Origin of the sequence: Polynucleobacter sp. MG-5-Ahmo-C2 (genome assembly GCF_018687735.1) — a bacterium.
Taxonomy (GTDB): Bacteria; Pseudomonadota; Gammaproteobacteria; order Burkholderiales; family Burkholderiaceae; genus Polynucleobacter.
On sequence record NZ_CP061304.1, the window covers coordinates 1,777,744 to 1,801,505 of the forward strand.

At 42.3% G+C, this 23,762-nt stretch carries 30 protein-coding genes; 5 read left to right on the forward strand and 25 right to left on the reverse strand.

The annotated features are described in order from the left end of the window. The first annotated feature begins 8 nt into the window (after window positions 1-8). A complete protein-coding gene (locus C2740_RS09120; protein WP_215293373.1) occupies window positions 9-779 on the forward strand; it encodes a MipA/OmpV family protein in 771 nt (256 codons plus the stop codon). On the opposite strand, the gene C2740_RS09125 is transcribed toward C2740_RS09120, so the two are convergent. From C2740_RS09125 to C2740_RS09135, 3 genes are all read right to left on the reverse strand, one after another. Beyond that, on the reverse strand, window positions 772-1,545 hold the full coding sequence (locus C2740_RS09125; protein ID WP_215293374.1) for a sulfite exporter TauE/SafE family protein: 774 nt from the start codon (window positions 1,543-1,545) through the stop codon (window positions 772-774). The two genes, C2740_RS09120 and C2740_RS09125, sit on opposite strands and share 8 nt — an antisense overlap. A gap of 15 nt (window positions 1,546-1,560) precedes the next feature. Beyond that, window positions 1,561-2,862: an alpha/beta fold hydrolase gene (locus tag C2740_RS09130; protein WP_215293375.1), complete on the reverse strand. Its 1,302-nt coding sequence runs from the start codon at window positions 2,860-2,862 to the stop codon at window positions 1,561-1,563. 79 nt (window positions 2,863-2,941) lie between these two features. Further along, the gene (locus tag C2740_RS09135; RefSeq protein ID WP_215293376.1) at window positions 2,942-3,496 is read right to left on the reverse strand and encodes a peroxiredoxin; all 555 of its coding nucleotides are present in this window, start codon (window positions 3,494-3,496) and stop codon (window positions 2,942-2,944) included. A 532-nt stretch (window positions 3,497-4,028) separates the two neighbouring features. Between C2740_RS09135 and C2740_RS09140 the strand changes: the two genes are divergently transcribed. Continuing rightward, complete coding sequence (locus tag C2740_RS09140; RefSeq protein ID WP_215293377.1) at window positions 4,029-4,787, forward strand: hypothetical protein; 759 nt, start codon at window positions 4,029-4,031, stop codon at window positions 4,785-4,787. A gap of 13 nt (window positions 4,788-4,800) precedes the next feature. Here the strand turns inward: C2740_RS09140 and C2740_RS09145 are convergent, their stop codons facing one another. Together C2740_RS09145 and C2740_RS09150 are read right to left on the reverse strand one after the other, a co-directional pair. After that, the gene (locus C2740_RS09145; RefSeq protein ID WP_215293378.1) at window positions 4,801-5,400 is read right to left on the reverse strand and encodes a histidine phosphatase family protein; all 600 of its coding nucleotides are present in this window, start codon (window positions 5,398-5,400) and stop codon (window positions 4,801-4,803) included. A gap of 141 nt (window positions 5,401-5,541) precedes the next feature. After that, window positions 5,542-5,895, reverse strand: coding sequence for a MarR family winged helix-turn-helix transcriptional regulator (locus C2740_RS09150; protein ID WP_215293379.1), 354 nt, complete (start codon window positions 5,893-5,895; stop codon window positions 5,542-5,544). Window positions 5,896-5,964: 69 nt separating this feature from the next. Between C2740_RS09150 and C2740_RS09155 the strand changes: the two genes are divergently transcribed. Beyond that, window positions 5,965-6,537 carry a hypothetical protein gene (locus C2740_RS09155; RefSeq protein WP_251369643.1) on the forward strand — a complete coding sequence of 191 codons (573 nt, stop codon included), beginning with the start codon at window positions 5,965-5,967 and terminating at the stop codon, window positions 6,535-6,537. 150 nt (window positions 6,538-6,687) lie between these two features. Here C2740_RS09155 and C2740_RS09160 read toward each other — a convergent pair whose 3' ends face one another. The 5 genes from C2740_RS09160 to C2740_RS09180 form a co-directional block, all read right to left on the reverse strand. Next, window positions 6,688-7,335 (reverse strand): MIP/aquaporin family protein, encoded by a 648-nt coding sequence (locus C2740_RS09160; RefSeq protein WP_215293380.1) that lies wholly within the window; start codon window positions 7,333-7,335, stop codon window positions 6,688-6,690. Next, window positions 7,332-7,811 (reverse strand): arsenate reductase ArsC, encoded by a 480-nt coding sequence (locus C2740_RS09165; protein WP_215293381.1) that lies wholly within the window; start codon window positions 7,809-7,811, stop codon window positions 7,332-7,334. Before C2740_RS09165 ends, C2740_RS09160 begins: the two co-directional genes overlap by 4 nt. Next, window positions 7,808-8,137 (reverse strand): helix-turn-helix transcriptional regulator, encoded by a 330-nt coding sequence (locus tag C2740_RS09170; RefSeq protein WP_215293382.1) that lies wholly within the window; start codon window positions 8,135-8,137, stop codon window positions 7,808-7,810. Before C2740_RS09170 ends, C2740_RS09165 begins: the two co-directional genes overlap by 4 nt. 146 nt (window positions 8,138-8,283) lie before the next feature. Beyond that, entirely contained in the window at window positions 8,284-8,799 is a 516-nt protein-coding gene (locus tag C2740_RS09175) for a DUF1003 domain-containing protein (protein WP_215293383.1), read from the reverse strand. Window positions 8,800-8,909: 110 nt separating this feature from the next. Next, window positions 8,910-9,575, reverse strand: coding sequence for a glycosyltransferase family 2 protein (locus C2740_RS09180; RefSeq protein ID WP_215293384.1), 666 nt, complete (start codon window positions 9,573-9,575; stop codon window positions 8,910-8,912). 185 nt (window positions 9,576-9,760) lie between these two features. Between C2740_RS09180 and C2740_RS09185 the strand changes: the two genes are divergently transcribed. Further along, entirely contained in the window at window positions 9,761-10,264 is a 504-nt protein-coding gene (locus tag C2740_RS09185; RefSeq protein ID WP_215293385.1) for a hypothetical protein, read from the forward strand. Here the strand turns inward: C2740_RS09185 and C2740_RS09190 are convergent. From C2740_RS09190 to C2740_RS09240, 11 genes are all read right to left on the reverse strand, one after another. Continuing rightward, window positions 10,238-10,501 carry a Txe/YoeB family addiction module toxin gene (locus tag C2740_RS09190; protein ID WP_215293386.1) on the reverse strand — a complete coding sequence of 88 codons (264 nt, stop codon included), beginning with the start codon at window positions 10,499-10,501 and terminating at the stop codon, window positions 10,238-10,240. The genes C2740_RS09185 and C2740_RS09190 overlap by 27 nt on opposite strands. Continuing rightward, on the reverse strand, window positions 10,498-10,740 hold the full coding sequence (locus C2740_RS09195) for a type II toxin-antitoxin system Phd/YefM family antitoxin (protein WP_215293387.1): 243 nt from the start codon (window positions 10,738-10,740) through the stop codon (window positions 10,498-10,500). Before C2740_RS09195 ends, C2740_RS09190 begins: the two co-directional genes overlap by 4 nt. A 156-nt stretch (window positions 10,741-10,896) precedes the next feature. After that, window positions 10,897-12,540 (reverse strand): ATP-binding protein, encoded by a 1,644-nt coding sequence (locus C2740_RS09200; RefSeq protein WP_215293388.1) that lies wholly within the window; start codon window positions 12,538-12,540, stop codon window positions 10,897-10,899. Window positions 12,541-13,233: 693 nt separating this feature from the next. Beyond that, the gene (cydB, locus tag C2740_RS09205; protein ID WP_215293389.1) at window positions 13,234-14,247 is read right to left on the reverse strand and encodes a cytochrome d ubiquinol oxidase subunit II; all 1,014 of its coding nucleotides are present in this window, start codon (window positions 14,245-14,247) and stop codon (window positions 13,234-13,236) included. A 2-nt stretch (window positions 14,248-14,249) separates the two neighbouring features. Then, window positions 14,250-15,602: a cytochrome ubiquinol oxidase subunit I gene (locus C2740_RS09210; protein WP_215293390.1), complete on the reverse strand. Its 1,353-nt coding sequence runs from the start codon at window positions 15,600-15,602 to the stop codon at window positions 14,250-14,252. 199 nt (window positions 15,603-15,801) lie between these two features. Continuing rightward, window positions 15,802-15,978 carry a hypothetical protein gene (locus tag C2740_RS09215; protein ID WP_215293391.1) on the reverse strand — a complete coding sequence of 59 codons (177 nt, stop codon included), beginning with the start codon at window positions 15,976-15,978 and terminating at the stop codon, window positions 15,802-15,804. A 90-nt stretch (window positions 15,979-16,068) separates the two neighbouring features. Further along, window positions 16,069-16,599: a YeeE/YedE thiosulfate transporter family protein gene (locus C2740_RS09220; RefSeq protein ID WP_215293392.1), complete on the reverse strand. Its 531-nt coding sequence runs from the start codon at window positions 16,597-16,599 to the stop codon at window positions 16,069-16,071. Window positions 16,600-16,601: 2 nt separating this feature from the next. Continuing rightward, on the reverse strand, window positions 16,602-17,156 hold the full coding sequence (locus tag C2740_RS09225; protein ID WP_215282143.1) for a YeeE/YedE thiosulfate transporter family protein: 555 nt from the start codon (window positions 17,154-17,156) through the stop codon (window positions 16,602-16,604). A 45-nt stretch (window positions 17,157-17,201) separates the two neighbouring features. Then, window positions 17,202-17,414, reverse strand: coding sequence for a DUF2892 domain-containing protein (locus C2740_RS09230; RefSeq protein ID WP_215293393.1), 213 nt, complete (start codon window positions 17,412-17,414; stop codon window positions 17,202-17,204). A 137-nt stretch (window positions 17,415-17,551) separates the two neighbouring features. Beyond that, window positions 17,552-17,911 carry a hypothetical protein gene (locus tag C2740_RS09235; RefSeq protein ID WP_215293394.1) on the reverse strand — a complete coding sequence of 120 codons (360 nt, stop codon included), beginning with the start codon at window positions 17,909-17,911 and terminating at the stop codon, window positions 17,552-17,554. A gap of 22 nt (window positions 17,912-17,933) precedes the next feature. Further along, the gene (locus C2740_RS09240) at window positions 17,934-18,212 is read right to left on the reverse strand and encodes a heavy-metal-associated domain-containing protein (RefSeq protein WP_096673119.1); all 279 of its coding nucleotides are present in this window, start codon (window positions 18,210-18,212) and stop codon (window positions 17,934-17,936) included. A gap of 20 nt (window positions 18,213-18,232) precedes the next feature. Here C2740_RS09240 and C2740_RS09245 point away from each other — a divergent pair, with 20 nt between their 5' ends. Then, entirely contained in the window at window positions 18,233-18,883 is a 651-nt protein-coding gene (locus C2740_RS09245; protein WP_215293395.1) for a Crp/Fnr family transcriptional regulator, read from the forward strand. A gap of 275 nt (window positions 18,884-19,158) precedes the next feature. Here C2740_RS09245 and C2740_RS09250 read toward each other — a convergent pair whose 3' ends face one another. The 4 genes from C2740_RS09250 to phaZ form a co-directional block, all read right to left on the reverse strand. Continuing rightward, window positions 19,159-19,941, reverse strand: a complete 783-nt coding sequence (locus tag C2740_RS09250) for a DUF4239 domain-containing protein (protein ID WP_215293396.1) — start codon at window positions 19,939-19,941, stop codon at window positions 19,159-19,161. A 145-nt stretch (window positions 19,942-20,086) separates the two neighbouring features. Continuing rightward, window positions 20,087-21,451, reverse strand: coding sequence for a TAXI family TRAP transporter solute-binding subunit (locus C2740_RS09255; RefSeq protein WP_215293397.1), 1,365 nt, complete (start codon window positions 21,449-21,451; stop codon window positions 20,087-20,089). Between the two features lie 431 nt (window positions 21,452-21,882). Next, window positions 21,883-22,269, reverse strand: a complete 387-nt coding sequence (locus C2740_RS09260; RefSeq protein WP_215293398.1) for a hypothetical protein — start codon at window positions 22,267-22,269, stop codon at window positions 21,883-21,885. Next, entirely contained in the window at window positions 22,266-23,543 is a 1,278-nt protein-coding gene (phaZ, locus tag C2740_RS09265; RefSeq protein ID WP_215282801.1) for a polyhydroxyalkanoate depolymerase, read from the reverse strand. The genes C2740_RS09260 and phaZ overlap by 4 nt, the downstream gene beginning before the upstream one ends. Window positions 23,544-23,762: the final 219 nt, after the last annotated feature.

The following is a 23,762-nucleotide window of genomic DNA, read 5'->3' on the forward strand; positions in this document are numbered from 1 at the left end:
TAGTGAACATGAAACTATTCCTAAAAGCCCCTGCTTATCTGCTGCTTGTCCTTCTATCGACACCACTGTATGCCATGGACGATGTTCCAGATAGCCTCCCAGATCATATAGTCGGCGATATTGGTGCAGCGGTCTACACCTCCAACCTGCGCATTGGAACTGAAGGAACGCAATCTCTAGCATTGCCCTATGCCTTTTTTGACTATCAGCGTTTTTTTGTGCGCATTGATGAGGTAGGCATTAAAACCGTCAAGATGGGTTATGGTTACTTAGAAGTCATCGGCAAAATTAATCTGGATTCCTATAAAGTGAAGTCGCCATTTAATGGCACCTCGATTAATCGTAGCGATCCAATACCTCTTGGTATAGGAAGCTTTCAAGAAACTCCCATTGGTGGATTCTTTGTGAACGCCTATCATGATTTTGGAAAATCCAAGGGTGCTCTTTATGAGTTTCTTTATTTTGCTGAACTAGAAACCTATCAGAAAATTATTGTTTATCCACAAGTGGGAGTAGAGAGGCAATCAAGCCAGTATGCCAATTACTACTACGGCATCAATCCTGGAGAGTCCCAACTCACAGGCTATAGCGCCTACTCGGCACCGGCTACTAACAACCTACTAGCAGGTGTAATGGTTGAGATACCTGTAGTCGATAACTGGTATGTGAATGTATATGGCAAGCGCAAATGGATGGGTAATGGGGTTAACAATAGCCCAGTGATGAATCGCTCTTTTCAAGACAATCTATTTGTTGCCCTGGCTTATCGCTTTAAATAAGACGCAAACGATTTACTAATGCCCCTAAAAAAGACATCGCCAAGATAGAGGCTCCTGAGATCAGCATAACTAGCTCCATCAGCAATAAAAACTTCTCTTCTGGTAAAGCTAAAACAATTCGTTTAGAAAAAATTGAGCCTATCAAGACAAAGCCGCCAATCAATAGACCCTGCACAATTGCAGCGGCATTTAAAAAACCAAGCTGATGAAAAGTAATCCCCTTGGTCAATAAAATGGATAAGGTGCTTGCAGCCTCAGTGCCCAAGAAGGCGCCCTTCGTTAAACCAAATGCCAAGAAGAATGGTGTATTAATGGCGCCTGTCGTCGCCACTATTCCAGTGAGATAGCCAATTCCAGCACCCACCAAACTCATTTGCCATAGCTTCAAATAAAAATTCTTTTTTCGCATCCATCTACGAATCGGAATAAGGAAAATGAGAAAAAGCCCAAGGGTAATTTCAACAAGACGATCGTTAAGAGCAACCAAAGTATTCACGCCTAATATCACTGCGGGTATTGCAGTGATACTGTAGACAAAACATACCTTCCAGTTGATCGCGCCCCACCACAAAAAGATACGAGATAAATTTGCGACTGTGGCAACCAGTGCAATCACGGGTATTGCTTGAATTGGCCCGTAAAAATACACTAGGGCTGGCATTAAGATAATCGTAGTACCGAATCCTATAACGCCCCCCAAAACCCCAGCGCCCAGACCCAGGAAGCCCAGTACTAAGGCCTGAATCAGTAGGTCTGGAAAAATCATACTATTAAATTACCGTCAATTTTGTGGGCAGGCATTCGCTAAAGTTTTTCCTGCAATACGATCCTTTACCCAAGGTAAATATAAAGGTGCGGCGGTGCCTGGCGTAGAAAAATGGGTTTGTTCTCCCGGCAATTGAACTCTATCAATATTGCCGCCCAGCTTACACATCTGTTTTTGATAAAGCTCGCCCATCACGGGGGGTACAACCGTGTCTTTTGTGCCCCAGTAAATAACTACGGGGGCCAATGGCTTAACTGGATTAACACTTCCCCTCAAAAACGCTTGGGCCCACGCCAAAGTATTCTGCGCCTGAGGCTTTAAGAGATTTTTATATTCTGAACCATAGGCATAGTTCAAGGTATCGGCTGATGCATGAATACACTTATTAGAATAAATTGTATCGATTGCTTTAGCGCCATCATCGCTTAATAAATCCGTTAATTGAAGATTTGGAAAGGCTGCCTGTGTACCCCATAGGGTCATCGAAAAATGTGCAAAGTTAAAAACATTATCTGAGAAACTTGCCGTTAACTCACTAATCATTTTTTCTGATATCGCTTGATCAAGCCTAGTTCCAGGCATTGTTACCGCAACATCATAGGGAGCTAGTGCCACGAAACCTACTGGCTGAATATCGTCAAATGCCGTTCCTTTTTTGGAGACGTAATCTGGCATGCTGGCGGCAGCAATAGTAGTTCCACCACCTTGTGACCAGCCATAAATGATTGCCTTCTTGCCCGCGCCGGTTTCTGGCATAGAACCAACCGCTCTAATTGAGTCAATCGTATCTTTGGCCTGAGTAATTGCTACTGCGTATTGATGCTTGCCCCCGCCGCCCTGACCCTGATAGTCAGTGCCAACAACTACATAGCCTTCTTTAATAAAGGCCTCTACGCTTGGAAGTCCATAATCTGTCCAAGAGTTTCCATTCAATAAGAAATATTCATTTAGTGGAACAGCGGGATTGGTTAATTGGGACGGCCCACAGTTTTGCGCCGTTCCTGTAGTGCCATGTGCCCATGCCATTACCGGCCTACCCTTTGCTGGGGCCTTACCAATCGGCGCAACAATGAGTGCAGTAGAAATGGTTTTTCTATCGCTCACATCTGAAGAGATGTATGCAATTCGCCATGCTTGTGCTCCAGAAATGGGTGTTGGTATTTGTTCTTTTTTGATGACTTGTCCCAATTTACCCTCTGGAGTCATTTTGCTCACAGCCTGATAAAAAGGAGGAATCGATGGTTCTGCGTGAGAGACTGCCGCATACAGACTAAAGCCAATAGATATAGCAACAACTTTGCATAAGATCTGTTTCATTCTGGCTGACCCCAACGTAAATTAATAAAATTATTCTAGCGAAGCTTTTATATTCCAGACTGGAGGGCGAGAGTGTTGACTAACGCTTTTTTAAATAATCTACAACCCAAGCTGCGTCGCTGTCGCTCGGAAAGATTGGATAGTGAACAGCTTCGATCACGCCATGATTCGCTATCAGAGTAACTCGCTTCAGCAATGTCATACCTGCCGCAATAAAAGTTGGCATATCCAGTGCTTTTTGAAACTCATAATTTGCATCACTTACAACCGGAAATGGTAAGTGCAGTCTATCAACCATCTCTTGTTGATAATCTGTGGTTTGAACGCTTAAGCCCATTACATCAGCGCCAAGAGCCTGTAACTCTTGATAGTGATCTCTAAATGCACAGCTCTGTGGCGTGCAGCCTCGAGCACCAGGAATCTGATCCCAGCCATCAGGCAAAGCCACATTAGGCTGCCCCGTCATTGGGTAACAATAAATCACCAACCTTCCCTTAACGCCCCCGATTTCAATCAACTGGCCATTGGTGGCCCGCAATGAAAGGTTGGGAAGCCTCATGCCTTGTAGATGATCCGTAGAGCCATCATCCTGCGGAATAGGAAGATCGGCAGGGAGTTCGCTAAAGTTTGTCATATGTAATGAAGGGGATTATCTGCCCTGACAAACAAGCGGCCGCTCCCAGATTGGCTTTTCTTCACTAGGGCCGCAATTGACCCCTACCGATGAGTCGGTACTAGCAAGGCAACCCCCTAGAAGCGCAACAAATAAAAGCAAGGAAACTAGTTTGAATATTTGCTTCATATAAAGACATCCATCAATTTATATGATGACATTCTCTCATGTGCCGCGAAGCGGTAACCAGGCCAAGAAATTACCTGAGGGTGGCTTTAATGCGCCTCAGTGACGTGGGGCGTAGCTGAATGGAGCGACCATCCACTTCTAGACCGCCTTTTTTAGTGGAAGGTCAAATAAATAACCTCCAAAACCTCAAGTTTCTCTTAAGTTTTCCGTTATTTGATATGTAAAGGCACGGTTTTATGCAAAATTTATGGTTAAATGACAGTAGGTCATTTATATATGGGTGCCTCGAGTGTCTTCCTTAATTTCCAAGCTTTCCCCCACATTATCTAATGCGATAAACACCGTTCAGAGTAAAGTCGCAACTGTGCAAACTACATTAGCAACTAATGTAAATCCAGATTTAAGTGCGGCAAGCGCGAGCGCTATTTTGACCCTCACCTCAGACTTGAGCACCTGGGATACAAGAGCGACTAATCTAAAGACAGTAAAAGATATTGTTGACGTTGCACAGACGGGGCTTACATCAATCTCTAGCCTGATGTACCAAATGAAGACTTTAGCTAACTTAGCCGATTCGTTAGATCCAACAAGCTCAACTTATGACACTGAACTCAATAGCCTTTGGGCTAGTTATATCACTCTTGCAAACCAAATTACCAACACCGCTAGCAGTGCGTACATCAATAGTAATAGTAACAATCTACTAACAAGCGACGACGGAATCACTATTTATCCGGCACTCAGCTCAGACACAAACTCAACTATTGCCCTTACGAATAATTACGAGGATATTGGCAATCTATTTTCAGATTACAGCTGGACTGAAGGTGATACAGACTATCTCAGCCCCGGGGTTACATATGATGAGCTAACAACATACATAAGCAAACTCTCAGCAGACCAATCGGCTTTAACAGGATACGGCACCCTATTAAGCTCAGCCATTAGCAATATTACTGGGATCGAGAGTGGGATTAATTCTTATATCAGTAATTTGCAGGATATTGATACAACAGCCCTACAAGCAGACTTACAGTCATATAACAATCAACTAAGTATTGATTATTATTTAGTAGGCCAAATGAATGCGGCGGCCTCTTCTGAATTGGCGATCTTTCACTAAAAGTGGGTTGTAATCATTTAGAGGCATCAGCTAGTTCCCGACTAGGATATATTGTGTGGGAAAGATATCCTCCATCTTTATTTACCCTCACCAAAACCATATCACCCTGACTGATATTTTTCCCCATAAAGGCTCGAATATTGACATGATGTGTGACCAGAATAATGGGGGCGTTAGCTTGCTTATCTAATGTACCTTTAATAAATTGCGTTAGTTCTTTTGTTTTCTTTTGCTCCAAGCTCATATCATCAAAAAAAGAGCTTAGTGACAACTCTGTTTTTACAGGGCCCAAATTCAGCAGCCGAGCCGTATCAGAGCATCTGCACCAAGGGCTACTGAAAATTCGAGCATTCTCGATACCTTGCCTGCTTAGCCAATCGCCAATCGCTTTGGCTTGCTTTTTCCCATAATCACCTAAGTTGCGTTGGGTTGAACACTGGCCAATTACATAGCCAGCTGGGTCTCCATAGCCGGGAGCATCAGCATGTCGCATCAATAAAACATGCTGGCCATCTTTTAGATCGTCTGCTAGGCCAGCGTTTACTTGCGAAGCAAAAAGTAGGGTGCTGAATACAAAAATTAAAGTAAGAATTTTTTGATTAAAGCGGCTCATTTGAATAGGATTATTTGGTAGTTGAAATAAGAGCCCCATCCTAATCTAAGGTGCGAAATTCTGCCAGATCAAAATAAAAAACCGCCCTAAGGCGGCTTTATTGCTTCTTGATAACCCAAGGCATAAAAAGGACTATCCCACCTAACTACTTTTTAGCGCCTTCTCTAAACAAGCAGATAAATCCTCATAATGCTTCATTGCTTTTACTGTAGGAACCACTTGCTTTCTACGAGCATCGGCCTTGTCCTCATTGAGCTTTACGTAACCCATTGCGACTAAATTCTGAATGCGCCCATGGAGCGTCGCTTGTGAACCAAGTTCACGCAAGGAAATCAAATCGCTAACCAGCAGCACACTGCCTTGTGAGGCTCCCAAGGCAATGCGGTTAAGGAGTTGCTCTTCGGTTGCATCTAGTTTCTTACCTGGACTGATTCGATCTAGGCCATCCATAAAATTCAAAAAACGAATATAGGCTGAAGGTTTAATAGCTTTCATGGCCGAGATTTTACCCCCCCCGTGGTAAAAACCAGTATGCTGTGCACTAATAAAGCTCATAATTATTGAATGCCTATTTTCAAAGCCTTTGGCCAATCCCTCGTCGAAGTCGCCCTTAGTATCACGCTTTATATGGGATTCTTTTACGTCAATAAATTCATTACTGCGCCACTTGAAGATGCTAGAGGGGTTAATTGGATTTTCCTGCCTGCGGGCATCCGTATTTTTCTGACGCTGATATTCGATTACTCCGGCGCCATCGGCTTAGCCATCGCCTCTTTGTTCATTAACTATATTGGCTACTATTACGCCGACCCAATGACAACCCTGGGCATTGCGATTATCTGTGCGGCGGCACCTCTACTGGGTAGGCATTTTGTAATTCACAACCTTCGAGTTCGACCGGATTTGAGCAATATTTCCTTCAAACAGCTTTTGGGGTCAATCCTTGCATACTCTTTATTGAGCTCGGGATTTCATCAGTTATGGTTTGTGACAAGGGGCCTAGATTCGGGCAGCTTAAATCACTTCATTGCCATGTTCTGCGGAGATGTGATGGGGTCAATCTTATTCGTAGCCACAATCAAATATGGTATCGATCTTGTAAAAGGCAAGCGAGGTAGAGATCATTTGATTGAGTAATGCTGTTTTTCATGGACGGTCTAGTCACAGGGAGGATTGAAAATCCTTGAGAAATGGAATCTAACCAAGCCGAGCCTCAAGAGAAAATGGCCTGTTTACTGGGCTATCTTGATTCTTGGTGACCTAGGTCCAGGAGGCTTAATCCTATCGCTAAGACTGCCGCTTTGAATGACAAAACAATACTAGCATCACCAATGCCGCCAGCACTTCAAAAAGCGCAAATCCGAAAACATCATTCGGGGCGATTCCAACAAATGTATTTGTCAAACTTCTTGCTAGGGCAACGGCAGGATTGGCAAAAAATGTTGAAGAAGTAAACCAATAGCCTGCTGTGACAGTTAGGGCTACAAGCATGGGTACTCTATCTTTAGCCTCTTTGTCACCAATACGAATTACCGCGAGTAATGCGAGGGTTGATACAAATTCACTTACCCAAATACCTGGGCCTGCTCTGACCTTGGTAGATTCTTGAATTATGGACAGACTGTACATTAAATGGGTCAGCCATATTCCAGCAATAGCGCCACTGAACTGACAAACCCAGTAGCCCAACATTTTTTTCAAATCGAGATGGCCCAACTTCCAAAACATCAATGTAACGACTGGATTGAAATGCGCACCAGAAATGGGTCCAAGCAAAGTAATTAGCACATATAAGCCTGCTCCGGTGGCAATGCTGTTTCCTAGAAGCGCGACTGCAGCATTACCAGCCCCCAATGTCTCGCCCATAATTCCCGAGCCGGTAACGATTGCTAGTAGCAGGGCTGTGCCAATAAATTCAGAGAGGTAAGATTTCATGCTTTTGTGTGAATCTCTTTTAGGCTCATTGAATCTAGTTTATCCAATGGCATTGCGGCAAGAATGTTAATTCGCTTTTCAAGTCCATTCATAACGCTTACGAAAGCGGCTTTCTTTTCTAAGTCTGTACCCTGAACTTGTGATTGATCTGGAAAGCCCCAGTGAGCAGTCACAGGCTGGCCCGGCCAATAAGGGCATTGCTCGCCAGCAGCTTGATCACAAACAGTAATGATGAAATCCATCTTAGGAGCATCAGGCAGCCCATAGACATCCCAACTTTTGCTTTTGAGCTTGGCTGAGTCATAGCCCATTTCTTTTGCGAGGTCGGCTGCAATGGGATTAACAGAAGTGCCTGGACTAGAACCCGCTGAATAACCAACAAACTTGCCACTTGGGTGAGTAGAAGAAAGTGCCTCACCAATAATTGAGCGGGCTGAGTTATGGGTGCATAAAAATAGAATGTTGTATTGTTTCATTTGGCCTTGGCTTTCTGAAGAGGTTGAACGAGGCTACACGGTTTACCACCACAGCAGTTATCTAATAAAAACTCACTTAACTTTAGTACCTGTTCTGCATTTGGGCGATAAATCAAATTACGGCTTTGACGCTCAACCAACAAGAGTTCGGCATCAAGCAAATCTTTTAGGTGAAAACTAAGCGTGGCATTAGGAATGCCTAGTTTTTCAATAATCTCGCTCGGAGTTAATCCCTTATCACCACGCTGAACAATGAGGCGAAATACATTAAGCCGGGTTTCTTGCCCTAGTGCGAGAAATGCTGAAATAACTTGAGTATTTTTCATATTTCCAATTATATGGAAATATATATTTCATGATTGTGACAACTAATATCGTTTCAGACGATAGTAAGCAGCATCAGGATGTCTAGTGGATAAGTTCTTTTAAGGACAAATCATCATTCGAACAAATAGGCGAGAGATACCGCCTCTTACTTGCGATAGCTATCAAATTTTTGACTCAGCGCCTCTACGGCCTTTGTTAAGGCGAACAGCTCTTTCTCTTTCATCATATCTATTTTTTGATGGAGCAATTCAATTTCCAGCTCTGCCTTTACATTAACCTCAAAATCATTATTAGCCTGTTGCCGATCAATTTCTGAGAGTCGATTTTGGCTCATCATAATTGCCGGTGCGGTATAGGCAGCCTGAAATGACAGCATTAGATTTAAAAGAATAAAGGGGTACGGATCCCAAGTATTGCTGTTGCTTATTGAGTTATAAACAATCCAAGTAGAGATACATACACTTTGGATAATGATGAACTTCCAAGATCCCACGGTCTTTGCTACCACATCTGATATTTTTTGCCCGATAGTTAATGATCCGATGGGCTGTTCTATGTGCGCAGAACTTTGAAGGGGAAGACCGGCGCGGTGCTTTCTTCTGTGGGCACGCAGAGCCTCTAAAACTTGTAGCTCTTGATTGGTGGGCGTAGCTATTGTCATGTGGCTCTCCTAATAAACTTCACTCTACACCCTATAAACAATAAAACCACCCGTAGGTAGTTTTATTGTTTATAGGTGGCCCGGGGAGAAGTTGACCTGGGTTCTAGCCATTATTCAAAGTCGTAACTTTTCTCTAACTCCGGTATCTGGAAAATTTCATGAGAGTATTTCAAAAAATTTTCTCGGTGCCTTCTATAGAATAAAAGTCCCTCTTTGATACTAGCTACAGAGGCACCTTGTTCAAGCATCTTATCCCAAAGGTTCCAATCCTCTTGGGGGTGGGCACCATCTTCATATCTCTTTTTATAGCCGATTTTTTGACCCAAGGCTGTTCTATACATCATGGATCCGTGATGCTGTTCTTGACGATTCCAATATAAATCACCTTGATGGGGAAACGCTTGGATGGGTATCCGCATTAAGATGTCCTTCTTTAATTCTCCGGTAACAATAACGTCGTAAGTGACAATATCGGCACTGGCATTAGATAGCATTTCAATTGCGTCTGAGCGCAACCAATTATCAGCCCCTATAAATAAGACATACTCAGTATTTACTCTAGAAAGCATGTCTTGAAAGTTATCTACAACACCTAAATTTTCATCCCTCAGTACGTATTCAATATCAGGATATAAAGCTGGTAAATGATTGCAATCAAAGCCACCATCATCAACAAATAAAATTCTCGCAGGAGAAATCGTTTGGGAGAGCAGTGACTCGATGCAATGGGCGGCAAGGTGTCCATATCTATAAGAAGCAATAACGACAGTAATCATATTGAGTGTCATTAGAGCATGAAACCATGACATTAATACTCATATAATTCGAACCGCCATTCCCCAGACCCCAAAGATGCTTTGAATATTTTTTGGCGTTGCAGAATCGATCAATTAAATACATGTAATGAGCAAGTAACAAAGAAATTGTAAATTCTTTGGTTTTCTTCCAACACTTAGGTTTCATGCCACTAATTCGTAAAATTCTTTTGCTTCTTATTTTGATGGGGTCCTGCTTTGTTGCTCTGTCTTCTGAAGTAAAGTACGTAGTCCTACTTGAAAATGGAGTCAAAGCAGGTCATCAAACCGTCAAACGTCATGGCAATAAAGTTGATGTTAATTTTGACTTTAAAGAAAATGGGCGAGGACCAACCCTAAAAGAGCACATAACGCTAGCCTCTGATGGGACCATGAAAAACTATCGCGTTTCGGGTATTTCTGAAATGGGTGGTGCAGTAAGAGAACAATTTACCATCAAACATAGCCCCAAGAAATTAAATCAAGGCGGCTTTTATCTTCCCATGAATTCCTCTTGGGAGGTAAATTCGCTGATGATTACCGCCCTTAGTAAAAGTAAGAACAATTACTTACCATTGCTCCCCTCGGGCGGAATCGACCACGGCTACAGGATGCCTACATCCGCACTTAGACTAATGCCTACTTTATTCGTAGTGAGTCCACATTCTTAAGATTCGAACCGTCTTCTCCTTGCGGAAAATTTCATAAACTAAGCGATGCTGAATATTAATTCTGCGTGAGTAAGCCCCTTTTAGATCACCAACTAACTTCTCATAAGGCGGTGGATTTTGTAGGGGATCTACTTCTAAAATATCCAATAAAGCCTGGGTTTTATCTTTAAGGCCAGCGGCAGATAGTTTTTTTGCATCCTTAATGGCATATTTGGAATAAGCTAAATTCCAAGTCACCACTTCAATGCCCTTTTACTTTTAGCAATAGGCTCAGCCATAGCGTCTTTAATTGATTCACGCATTCCTGGAATTGCCAATAGATACAGCGTCTCCTGAATAGCGCTCCAATCTTCTTCAGAAACTAAAACCGCATTTGCTCGCTTACCAGAAATAACTACTGGCTTGTGTGACTCTGCTGTCTGATCAATCAACCGGTAGAGACCGGCGCGTGCTTCGCTTGCGGTTATTGTGGTCATGATTTCACTCCTTTTGAATATAGTACGCAAAAGCGTACGCTTTGTCAAGTTGCCATCTCATGCGCCTGACCAAAAGAAAATGCCCCGCATATAGCAGGGCATTATTAAGTTTGGTGGCCCGGGGCGGAATCGAACCAGGGCCTAGGATGCCTAACTCTAGCTATAGGCAGCAGATGGCAATTCAATGACAAACCGTGTACCACCGCCAACCAAATCCTCATGATGGATTGAGCCACTATATCTAGTAACAATATGCTTACAAAGCCATAAACCTAGACCCATACCAGTCTGCTTGGTTGTACTCAGGAGCTCAAAAAGCTGGGGTTTGAATTCAACGGGCACACCTGGCCCATTGTCAGAAACACTGAGACGGACGGACTGACCAACCTTAGTAGCCTCTAATGCTATACGATGCTGGAGCGTTCCTGACTTAGCCAAAGCCTGAATTGCGTTATTCAGTAGATTTAATATGACTTGCTCGATTTCAGATGGATTCACCATAATCACCAGATCATCATCGACTCGAAGCTGAATTTGAATATTCTTGCTCTTAAGCTCTGGCTTGACAATCTCTAGAACGCTTGAAACCAAGTCGCCCAATTGAACTGCTTGAGTGTTGGATTCGCCATCTGTAAAGATTGATCTGAGGGATTTAACAATCGTCGCAGCCCTCGTATTATCTTGCTCAAGTGAATCCAAGATTTCTTTACCCAACTCAGGATTAAGAGCCCCATTTTCTAATTTCATTTTAAGAAACTGAATATTCAGATTCGATGCGCCAAGTGGTTGATTGAGTTCGTGCGCAATGGATGCCGATAGGGCACCAGTCGCCGCGGTCTTATTGGCTTTTAGTAGTGAGCCAACCATAAAATCGCGTTCGTCTAATAACATTTGTATTTGTGCTTTTTCTTTTTTCAGCCTTTTATTCCAAGACCAAAAAAGAATGAGTCCCAGCAATAGCATCACCCCAAAGATGGATGCGTAAATTGCCACAATACGCCAATAACCATAATCAAATCGTACTGAAAACCATTTTTCTTTTAGGCTTTGCTTTTCCTGCTCAGTTAATGTGTCGAGCACTTTGTTGGTTAAGGTGACTAACTCAGGCCAATCCTTTCTAACCATCATAGACTCACCCTGAATGGGAAAGTTTGTAGGGGCCGCTACTGTAAGATTCGAAAAACCATACTGAGCGATCATAAAAGTAGCATTGACTAAGTCCGCGACATAAGCATCGCCAACGCCCGATGAAATGGCTTGTAGCGCTTCATGTTGTGTCTTTTTTTCGATAAACTCAAAATCAGATACCTCTTTACGCACCAAGCCATTTACGACAAAGCCCTTAACGCCTACAATTTTTTTTCCAGACAGATCACCAAGCGAAATAATTCGCGCGCTATCGGTCCTAGTGATAATTACCCATGGAGAGAAAAGGTACTGATTTGTATACAGCACATACTTCAGTCGTTCTGGTAAAAATCTGCCAGTCATGAACACATCTGGACCATTCGCTGTTCCTATAAAAGGGATTGCCTCAGAAAAAGAGCCAGAGAATTGATCTTTGAATTCGCAATTTAGCTTATATACCGCACATGTAATCTTGGCGTAATCTATTGCCAAGCCAACGGGCTGCTTTTTATCGTAAAAATATGGCGGGGCTTCAGCACTTACCCAAAATCTAATTTTATGATTGGCATCGATCCACTGTTTTTCAGAATCCGATGGCTGAATTTTCCCAATCAAGCGATCTGAAATCGCTACAACATCTGGGCTAATAGCATCATCTTTTATCTGAGCCAACGCATTGGAAGTAAAGATCCCAATAAAAAAGACAATATAAATATTGCTTAAATGGATTTTGGCAATATTTTTCAAAATGAATTTGTTGGCGCCTTTTTTTCTTAAATTCTATAGCAATACTTTGGCAGAACATAGAGGTAATAAATGTCGTTTTAAACGACATTGAGAGTTAATGGACTCTTGACCGACACAGGGATGTTTAATTGACATGTCCTTTAAAAGGACAATTCATGATGAGGATATCGGGCTCTAATGGTGGCTACCCCTACCAAGCCACTAAAGAAAATAGCCCAAAAAGTGGGCTATTGAGATTCTTGGTGGCCCGGGGCGGAATCGAACCACCGACACAAGGATTTTCAAATATCCTCCGATAGACCGCTTTCGCAAGCATTTCAAGGGCTTGAGTCACTAGTCTCGACTTATCAAAAACTATACGTCCTTGTGCCGGTCAAATTTGGCAATGAAATCAGAATCTTGCGAGGGGCAATTTTTCTGTGCGCACAGATTGTGTTGCCATATCCTTCCACTCAACTGCCATAGTGTCTTGTAATGTCGTTTAAAACGACATCTATCGTTAATTATCGCGGCAACTTTTACTTTGATAGCCTTATATGCGTATATACGCATATATGAGATGTCTTTTTAAAGGACGTTTCAGTAAGCGTCTATTACATCGACGCTTAAATTGCTGTTTTAGTAATAACTAAGCGGCTCAGTTTTGCCCCAGAAGATTTTGTAGGAATAAATGGTGTATCCGATAATAGTTGGTAGCACAATTACAGCGCCCCAAAATATTACCCATAATGACTCTGTAGCGGAAGCCGCTTCCCAGATTGTCATTTTGTCCACGACGATATAAGGAAACATGCTGTAAGCAATTCCTAAAAAAGCCAGAACAAAGATGGCTACGCTTAGGGCAAAAGGAATCCAAACTGCCGCTGGCTTATCTCTTTGCATTTTTATCAAGTTCAAATCAATTAAGACAAAACACGCCAGGGTCAGAACTGGAAAAGGAAGTAAGAAAAAGATATTAGGAAGGTTAAACCACTTAGCCGCAATCGCTGAACTAAAGAATGGTGTCGCCACAGAAATAATCCCAACACCTAGCGCCGTTAATAAGAGGCATTTTCTTGCCCAGCCAACAGCCTTAAGTTGTAACTCGCCAGACGTCTTCATAATCAGCCAGCTGGCTCCTAATAGAGCATATCCAGCAGGCAGACAAAGCGCCACGATGAAAGAAAATATCCAACCTAAGTAGCCCGAATCAAAACCAATCACCTCTCTACCAACCATCACACCTTGGGATGCCGCCGCCAAGAAACTACCAAAAAAGAATAAAAAATTCCAGACTGCCTTCTGGCTCAAATGTGCTTTTGCGCGAAAGTCAAAAGATACGCCTCGCAATATTAAGCCGGCCAACATGATGCCCACAGGCAAATAAAGCTCGGTCAGAATGATTCCATGTGCCATTGGAAAGGCAATCAAGAGTACGCCAACTCCAAGCACTAACCACGTTTCATTCGCATCCCAAAAAGGGCCGATTGATGAAATCATGATGTCTTTTTCAGAATCGCTTGCCTGATTTAATAAGATGCCAACGCCTAGGTCATATCCGTCCAGAACAACATAAGCGACCATAGCAATGCCCATTGCAACCAAAAAGAAAAGTGGCAACCAACCCGATGGTTCAGATAAATTAGGAATCATGTTTATGCTCCGGCAATGCTGTTGGTCAAGCCTGATTTTTGCCCATCAATAATATGCACAGGATTAGTTTGTCTTGCCAAATAAAAAACCACCCAAATGTAAGAAACAATGAGTCCCAAATAAAGTACTACGTACATCACCAAGGTTCCCAAAATCATATTAGTAGGCACTTTAGTAACTGCATCAGCCGTTTTTAGGACTCCACTAACAAGATAGGGCTGTCTACCAATTTCAGTCACGTACCAACCAGCAAGCACTCCTAGCCAACCAGAAAATGTCATAACGTTTAGAGCTTTTAAGAACCACCTTGGTAATTCTTTACTTTTTCTGGTCAGATAAAAGCCAATGCCTGCAGTAAAGAGCATCAACATACCAATGCCGACCATAATGCGAAAAGCAAAAAACACGGGCTTAACTGGTGGAGTAGCGCCAGGGAAGGCATCTAAACCTTTCACCTCTCCATCTAATGAGTGAGTCAAATATAAAGATGCCAGCTTTGGAATGGCTATTTCATATTGATTAGCTTTAAGGCTTTCATCGGGTATGGCAAACAAAACCGCAGGGGCACCTTTTGTTGTTTCCCAAATTCCCTCCATTGCCGCCACTTTTACAGGCTGATACTCTAACGTATTTAGGCCATGCAAATCACCAAGCACAATTTGAAATGGTGTCAATACAACCGCTACAGACATTGCTAACTTAATCAGGGCTCGGTTGCCAGAAAGATTAATGCCCTTTAAATATCGATAAGCAGAAATGCCTGCAATTAAAAATGTTACCGTCAAAAATGAGGCTGTCATCATATGGAACAAGCGATAGGGCATCGAAGGATTAAAGACAATCTCAATCCAACTGGTCGCATGTGCTTGTCCATTGATCATCACAAACCCTTGTGGAGTTTGCATCCATGAATCTAATGCAATGATCCAAAATGCTGAAAGCGAAGTACCGAAAGCAACTAGAAATGTGGCGACAGTATGAGCCCTTTGAGAGACTCGCTTAGAGCCAAACAACATGATTCCTAAAAAAGTTGCCTCAAGAAAGAATGCGGATAAAACCTCATAACCCAGTAATGGCCCTGCGATATTGCCTACAGTCTCCATATATCCAGGCCAATTGGTTCCAAACTGAAAGCTCATCGTAATGCCACTAACAACACCCAGAGCAAAAGTTAAGGCAAATATCTTGACCCAGAATTGATAAGCATCACTCCATATCGAATCGCCTGTTTTATTAAATTTAACTTTGAAATAGAAGAGTACCCACCCCAATGCAATGGATATCGTTGGGAAAAGAATATGAAAGGTCATATTCGAAGCAAATTGAATTCTGCTCAAAATAAGCGTATCAAGCATTTAATTACCTCTTATTGATAGATTACCTAAATTATTATGCTCTTTACTTTCATGGCTTGCTGAGCCTGACTTAATAGTCTTTTTCTCAACATGATGATTGAAATGAAAGTGCTAATAGCCATATATGCGTATATACGCATATATAAGATGTCCTTTTAACGGACGCTCGAGTCTGCGTCGCTTAAATCGACACTTGAAGTTAAAGCTCTTTATATTTCTTACCCAACTTCTCAGGATTGCCATTTCCATAAAGACACCACTGCTTAATTTCTTCGGTGAGCTGTTCAATATCCTTCATCTTCAGATTTCTAAAGTCTTCAAGCCCAATAGACCCAGTCTGTCTTAATTTCTCTAGAGCTTCTTTTAATGCCTTCATATGAGTTTTAGATAATGCCGAATTTGTCGTTTAAAACGACATCGCGAGTTAAGGCGTAGCGAGAGCCAACTACAAAGCTCTCGCATACCTTCAAAGTCCTTTTTTCTCAAACCAGCGAAACATACCAAGAGTAATCAACGCGAATACTACGGCAACAACCCATTGATTAACGCCAAGAGTCTCGGGTAATCCAATCTTTCCTAAGTCGGCCCAAGCAAGCACCGTTGATTTAAAGAATGGATACATTTGGGCATAAATTCCTGCGCCTACAACCATACCAATCACGCCAAAGATTGCAGTCCAGCGACCTTCACCCACTGCGCCTACTGAGGTGCCAGGACAATAGCCCAAGACTGCCCAACCCACACCAAACAATGCGCCGCCCACCAAAATGCCACCGACATTCATTGCTTTAAGGCTCAATGTAATAAGCCCCATCTCATGCAAAGCTAAAACACCAAACATACCCACAACAATGGCTGAGAGCATGAACTTAAATATTGTCATGTCTTTTAATAGCAATGCGGCAACTTGCTTGTCATAGCGTAGAACACGCCCTTTTTGTAATAAGAAACCAAAGATAACGCCAGTTGCTAATCCTAATAGTTGATCTATAGACATGATTAGCTTGCCTTTCTGTACATGAAGCTTGCGACGATGACGCCAAAACCAAAGAACATGGCTAATGCGACAAAAGAACTTACTGATAACTGCATCATGCCGCTCAGTCCATGTCCACTAGGACAGCCATCGGCTAAGCGAGCGCCAATCATTGCCACGATGCCGCCAACAAAAGCAAATACAGCACGCTTTGGAACTGAAGAGCCAAAACGTTTTTCCCATAATGGTGGCAGGCTTTCTAACTTAAAACTGCCATCCATTTTTGAGGAAAGCAATGCGCCAAAAAAGATGCCAATCACCATGAGAAATTGCCAATCAATAACAACTTTTTCTTTTGCGTAATAAACATTTTGTGCAACATAGCTAGGGTCTACCACTTGAACTGCTAGACCTGCCGCGCGAACAAAAGTAGTTGATGCTCCTAAGTAGGTGGACTTGCCCATATAAACGGTAGTCAGATAGACAGAAACGATAGCCAGCACTCCAACTAAGGCACCTGCCAAATAGGGACTCCAACCTTTAGAGCTAGATGCTCTGGTTTGTTCTGGATTGATCATCTTGGATCCTTATCAGTGATTTGCTTGTTAGCTGTTGGCAAAAGATTACTTAGAACAACTGCCATTGCTACAGCCAGCGCCGCAAGAATTGATTCCCAAGATTGGATACATTGGGCAGAACTTAAATAAGCCAGTTGCCAAAGGAATAATGCCAATCCAGCCCCATACGCCAACCACATTGCTTGCGGCTAAACCAACTAAGACCAGTCCAACAGAGATGCGTAGTACGCGATCGATACGGCCAACATTACATTTCATATAACCCCCATTAATTATTATTTTTGCTTTGTTAAGACTATGCTCATAAGCACCAAGCCATTTGATCTATATCAATAACTTGTCTGCATTGAGCGGTGTTACCACCCGAAGGTGGCTTCTACCCACGCTCAACTGATTTATCCGCAGTTTCTGCCCGACATCATTTGCGGGCCATGTCCTGCTGGCAAAGTAATGCCTTTTTCTTTGGCGCGCTTTTCCATCTCTGTATGTGTAGCTGTCATGATTGCTTGCCGCTCTTCTACTGTCTTGGCATCAATCATCTTGTCCATCATGGCCAGTCTTTCGGCAGGAGTCATCAACTCACGCATAATTTTCATGTTGGCGTTTTGCCCCATCATCTGACCTTGCATCATTTGGCCACGCATCATGCCTGGGCCCATGCCATTACCCATTGGACCTGGCTGAGCATAGGCTACAGCCAATCCAAGACCCATGACAGTGGCAACGCTAATTGCAATTTTGTTTACAGTTTTCATTTTGAATTTCCTATTCATTTAGTTAGTTACAGCAACAACTTGTGCCACTCTTACAAGAACCACTCTTAGCCTTTGCTTGAGGCGATGCATCAGAACTGATCTTTGCGGGATAACCATCCTCTTCTAATGCCGCAATAATCTCTTTTACCTGTTGCGAGATATTGCCTTCAACCTTGACTGCGCCAGAGGCAAGATCTACCTCAACCTTTTGCACCCCAGCAATTGAATTAATGGCTTTTTCAACATGCTTTACGCAAGCACCACAAGTCATTCCACTTACCGTTAAATTGATTGTTTCCATACCAACCTCCTTTGTATGAATTGATTATTCGCTCAATCATCCAAAGAGCGTATGATTTAAATCATATGGACATCTATATTCCTGAACTGCTAAAGGAGCTCCTGCCCAAAGGACTATTGGGGCAATGTCATGCCCATCACTTTGAAAAAGGTGATTACCTTTTCCATCAGGGCAAAAAACCTGAATACATGTTCTTTATTGTTTCGGGCGAAGCTGTTCTTACGAGAATCAGTAGCCATGGAGAGCCCACTACATTACAAAGATGTAAGGGTGGCTTTGTCAGTGAAGCCAGTTTGTTAGTAGATGCTTATCACTGTGATGCTATTGCGACTCACAATGGACAAGCGATCACGCTACCCATTAAATCTTTAAGAGAAGCACTCGCCGATAGCAAGTTCTCAATGAAATGGGTGCAGTTGCTTAGCAAAGAGATCATGCGCCTTCGAACACAATCTGAACGATTGGGACTTAAAGACATTCGCAGTAAATTAATTCATCTGATTGAGACCGAAGGCAAACAAGGCGTATTGACACTTCAGTCTGATTTCAAATCCATGGCTTCAGAGATCGGCGTTACGCATGAGGCGTTATATAGGGCTATCGCCACATTAGAAAAAGAAGGTCTACTAGAAAAACATCCTGATTCCTTGGAATTGCTAAAGAAAAAATAATACTCAAGAGGTAATGTCGTTTAAAACGACATCTCAAGCACCGACCCTAGATGAGTGTCGCTTAAATCGACACTTGACCACTACAGGGATGTCAAATCCCCCGTTCATTAAGCGTCCTTTAAAAGGACGATTCAATATGGAGATATCTGGGAGAAATGGTGACTGACCGCGGCTGACACTAGAGATTCTATGGGCCAACTCTAATGCTTCAAGAATTCTTGGTGGCCCAGGGCGGAATCGACCAGGGCCTAAGGAGTTCTCATCCTATCTGAAAACTACATCTGCCTTGCTTTCATTAGTTTAATTGTGTCAACAATCGCATCAGGCTGAATTGCCGTCTCCCCTAGGAATGGCTGATCAAAAATGAATACGATGGCCAAGAGCGAGGCGAGCACCACCATCTGAACGCCCAAAGAAAATGACTCTTCACGGGAGGGCTTATAAGCTGAAGAAAGCAATGTCTTGGCCACAAAAAGAATGGCGATTGCCAGCCAATAAATATATGGGATTTGAATATGGGCAATCTCAATTCTTGAATCTCGTGACTCTGCTATAGATTCGGTTAATTTGACTATTTCACCGTAAAGCATTTCTTCACGACCATTTGATGGCTTAATGCCCACAGCCGCTCGTGCTACAGGCAAAAATAGTTTTTGGGTTTTATCGCTTCCGTGCCCCTCATAAAGAGTGGGCCACTCATCTTTCACAATTGATTCGGTGTAAGCAAGTAGGTCTGATCTTATGACATCAAACTTATGGTCGCCATAGCGAGTCAATAACCGATCCAGATTGTTAATTTGGGTTGCCTCAAGCGAAACAATCGCGTCAGATTTTTGAAAATTGGTTAAGGCTTGAACCATTGAAAACGCGATGATTGCCGCTAAGGCCGACACCATGGTGCTGTGGATACTGATTGATAGTTCTCGTTCCTCGCCCGGTATCAACTTATTTAAAATAGGCCTTAGAATGGCATGAAGTGAATACATCGCAATTAAGCAGGCTATTGAGAACAGCAGAATAATTAGCCAATCAGGCCATGAATTAAGTATCTTGATCATTATTGGGATCCTATTTTTTGTTTTTACTAAACCCTGCCAATTTAAACATTTTTCTGCGTCAGAGCAAATGAAAATGCCCCGCACGAAGCAGGGCATTATTTAAATCTTGGTGGCCCGGGGCGGAATCGAACTCGCGATCGACGGATTAATATCTGGAATTAGATGCAATTTTACTTCTTACTAATTCAATCGCACTAAGGAGATTGAAGTATGAATTTTCCATGCCAATGGGTACTCTTTCAGAGATAACCTGTTTATTTAATTTCTCTAGCCGCTGAAGAAGGTATTCAGCATCAGATTTAACTAATTGAGAAGCGGTGATCTTTCTCTCTATTGAGAGTAATTCCTCAAGATATGGACTTTGCCTGATTTCATAATTAATAGAACGCAACTTCATATTTAATTTTGCCAATGGATACAGTAGCGCAAATGCGGTGAGCAAGAAAATCCATAATCTATTTGTAAATCCTGCTAAGAAAAAAGGAAGGTGACTAAATATTTGCGGCACACCTTGGTTATAAAATTTTCTAGCAACTGGGCTTATGGGTATAGAGGGGTCCATATATTTCGGAAATTCCCCTCTAGATGCAAAAAACAAACTTTTAAAATCTTGTAAACAATCACGTACAGTTACAAGGAGTAAAGTTTGAACGTCTTCATTCAAATCCTTCTTAACAGCAAGCGTTGTAGTAGTAGCAATTAAAGAAATATCTTTATCAGGTATTGATTTAGCAATATCAACAGAATGGGCTGGTAAGACAAGTTTTTCAAGGTATGGAACTGACATTTGATAAGCTTTTGCATCTGGTATACCCATTAGTGCAATTTTTGGGTTTCTGAGTAGAAACTGAACTTTCCTATCATGATAGGGCATCACTTCAATTGTGCAATCTAATTTCGATTTGAGGAGATCTTCAAAGTCAGCCTCGTAAGAGCTGACTCTAAAATTATTTCGACTGGCAATCTCAATTCCATTCGCCTCAAAAAGGCGCTTTACTAAGGGGAGAGTGCCTCCCCCTGCTGGTCCTAAGCCTACGTTTAAATTAAGTCTTGCTAAATCTTTGAATTCTTGCGGCATTTTTACTAAATCTTTTCTACAGAAAATCCATACTGGCTCATAGGCAATGCTTCCGAGTGAGTAGAAATTTTGTGATTGCTCATTGCTTATGGCCCCACCTTGAATAAGAGCAACATTGACATCACTATTCGGATTCTCGAGCAGATTAGCATTTTCTATAGTGCCAGCTGTAGCAATTAAATCCACTTTTAAGCCATTTTCCTCAAGCGAATCTCTGAAGGCCTCCGCCAACCTGGTGTAAGCATACTCTGTGCTTTTATTTGTCGTTAAAGTGACTGAGCGTGGCGGGAATGGTTTAAGAAGCAATATGATAGCCAGCAAAATGGCTATGACTATGATGAGGAATATTTTTCTCTCAATAAATAGTTCTTTGAGTGCTAGAAATTCATCGCGCAGAACTAACTTAATGTAGTTGAATCCTTGATTTTTCAAAGGTATGACCTTTAATCGGAAATTGAGGGGCAATCTTTCGGTATTGAGAATTATATGGCAATGAATGAAGGGTTTTTAGAATTCAATTTTTCTAAGTAATAGCCGTAAGCAACCCCTCAGACCACAATCTACTGGTATCGCCATTGAGAATGTGTAGTAATTGCCTAGATACTTTCCAGCATGCCCAGCATTACTTAAAGTAACGCCTAAAAGACAAAACCCCCACCATTGCTGGTGAGGGTTTTGTACGACTCGACACATAGTTAACACTTTATGCCGTGGAATGAAAGTACGAAGATTGCTTACTGCAGGTGTAAACCATGTGTCCGGTACGGACCGGTGTTTCTTGGTGGCCCAGGGCGGAATCGACCAGGGCCTAGGATGTCAAATCCTTGAGGCATTAATGGGTATGCCCTGGCCTGACAACTTTTTTATATCTGACTGGCATCTTTATAAATCTGCTGATGCCCTTTATCCATTAGCTGAAAGAAGCTGTCCATAAATTGATGATGTTGCTCAGCCATGGCGCTATAAATTGTTAGATTCGTTTGTCCAAATGCTTGACAGGCAATAGTCATGGCCGCCATAAATTCATTAGGCTTACTATGATCAACCGCTTCAACTGCTCTATCAGTAACCCGCTCATTGGCTTCTTGCATTAACTCAATTAATTCTACGTGTAATTTTTTATGATTTTCAATAGAATTACTCGTCATAGCCCAAATAGGCATCAGCAAACTATAAAATCCCTCCATAGTTTTCATGGGGTTCATTTGTCCTGATGTCTGTCCTGATCCACCAAAATGGTTTAAGGTCATGATTGGTCTCCTGTTGTAGTTACTTGGGAAGGTGAAACTGTTACTTCATGGTGCTGATCAGCATCTTGAATAAATTGGGTAATCATTGGGGCAATCGTGCGACGAAACACTGCGCCATTAAAGGTTCCGTAATGCCCTACTCCTTGAATCAACTCGTAGCGTTTGTGTTTTTCAGGTAGGTTTGGCGTGATATCAAATGCCGCTTTCGTTTGACCAACACCACAAATATCATCCTCTTCACCTTCTATGACCATCAAATAGCTTTTGCGAATATGTTTAGTATCTACCTGATGCCAACGGCTCATCATCTTTCCTTGTGGTAAGGAATGTTCTTGAAAGACTTCTTTGATGGTTTGAAGATAAAACTCTTCGGTTAAATCCATCACTGAAAGATATTCATCATAAAAAGCTTTGCGCCGATGGGCTTCTTCTTCATTTCCCCGAACCAATGCCTCGTGCATGGCATCAATTGAGATGGCATGACGATCAGAATTCATAGCCATAAAACTGTTTAGCTGTAAAAAACCTGGATAAACCCTTCTGCCCATGCCTAAAAATGGTGGTGGCACAGGTTGAATCAAATTTTTCTCAAACCACTCTAGATCGTGAGATTTTGCAAACTCATTAACCTTGGTTGGATTTACTCGAGTATCAATCGGTCCAGCGATCAGCGTTAATGAGCATGGCTGACAGCGATCACCCCAATCTGACATGATGGCAGTAGTTGCAAGGGCGGCTACGGTAGGCTGACACACTGCCAACACATGGGTCTTAGGGCCTAAGAAATGCAAGAAATCAATTAAGTAGTCTATGAAATCATTAAGATTAAAGCGATCTTGATTGGTGGGAATGTTCTTGCAATCTAACCAATCAGTAATGTAAACATCATGCTCTGGTAGCATTGCCTCAACGGTACCTCGCAAAAGGGTGGCAAAGTGCCCCGAATAGGGAGCAACAATGAGTAGTTTTGGTTGATGTAATTTTGTGGCTACTTTTTTGAAATGCACTAATTGGCAATAAGTTCGCTTGAGAACTATTTCATCTTGAATCTCAACTGCCCCTCCATTAACCTCAGTCTCATGAATACCCCACTCCGGCTTGAGATGAGCGCCTGACAATTGCTCTATGACATCTAGCCAAGCAAGATTAGATTTATGGAGTTCCGTATTAATAAATGGGTTGGCCGCACTATTTAAAGTAGCCCGCACAATCCTGAGAGATTGACGCATTGGTCGAATACTGGAAGCAATTGTGTTTTGCAAAAGGTATAGCATGCCCATCCCTTAGCTAAGAGTTTGAACCCTGATAGTTATCCTTAGATATGACAACTTGATTACAAGCTGTTTAATCTCGTTTTAAACGACATTACAAGCAGTGATGGTAAATAAGCGTCGCTTAAATCGACGGTTAACCAACGCAGGGATGACAAATCCCCAATAAATAAAGCGTCCTTTTAAAGGACAGTTCATGATGGGGGGATGTGAACGGCAACT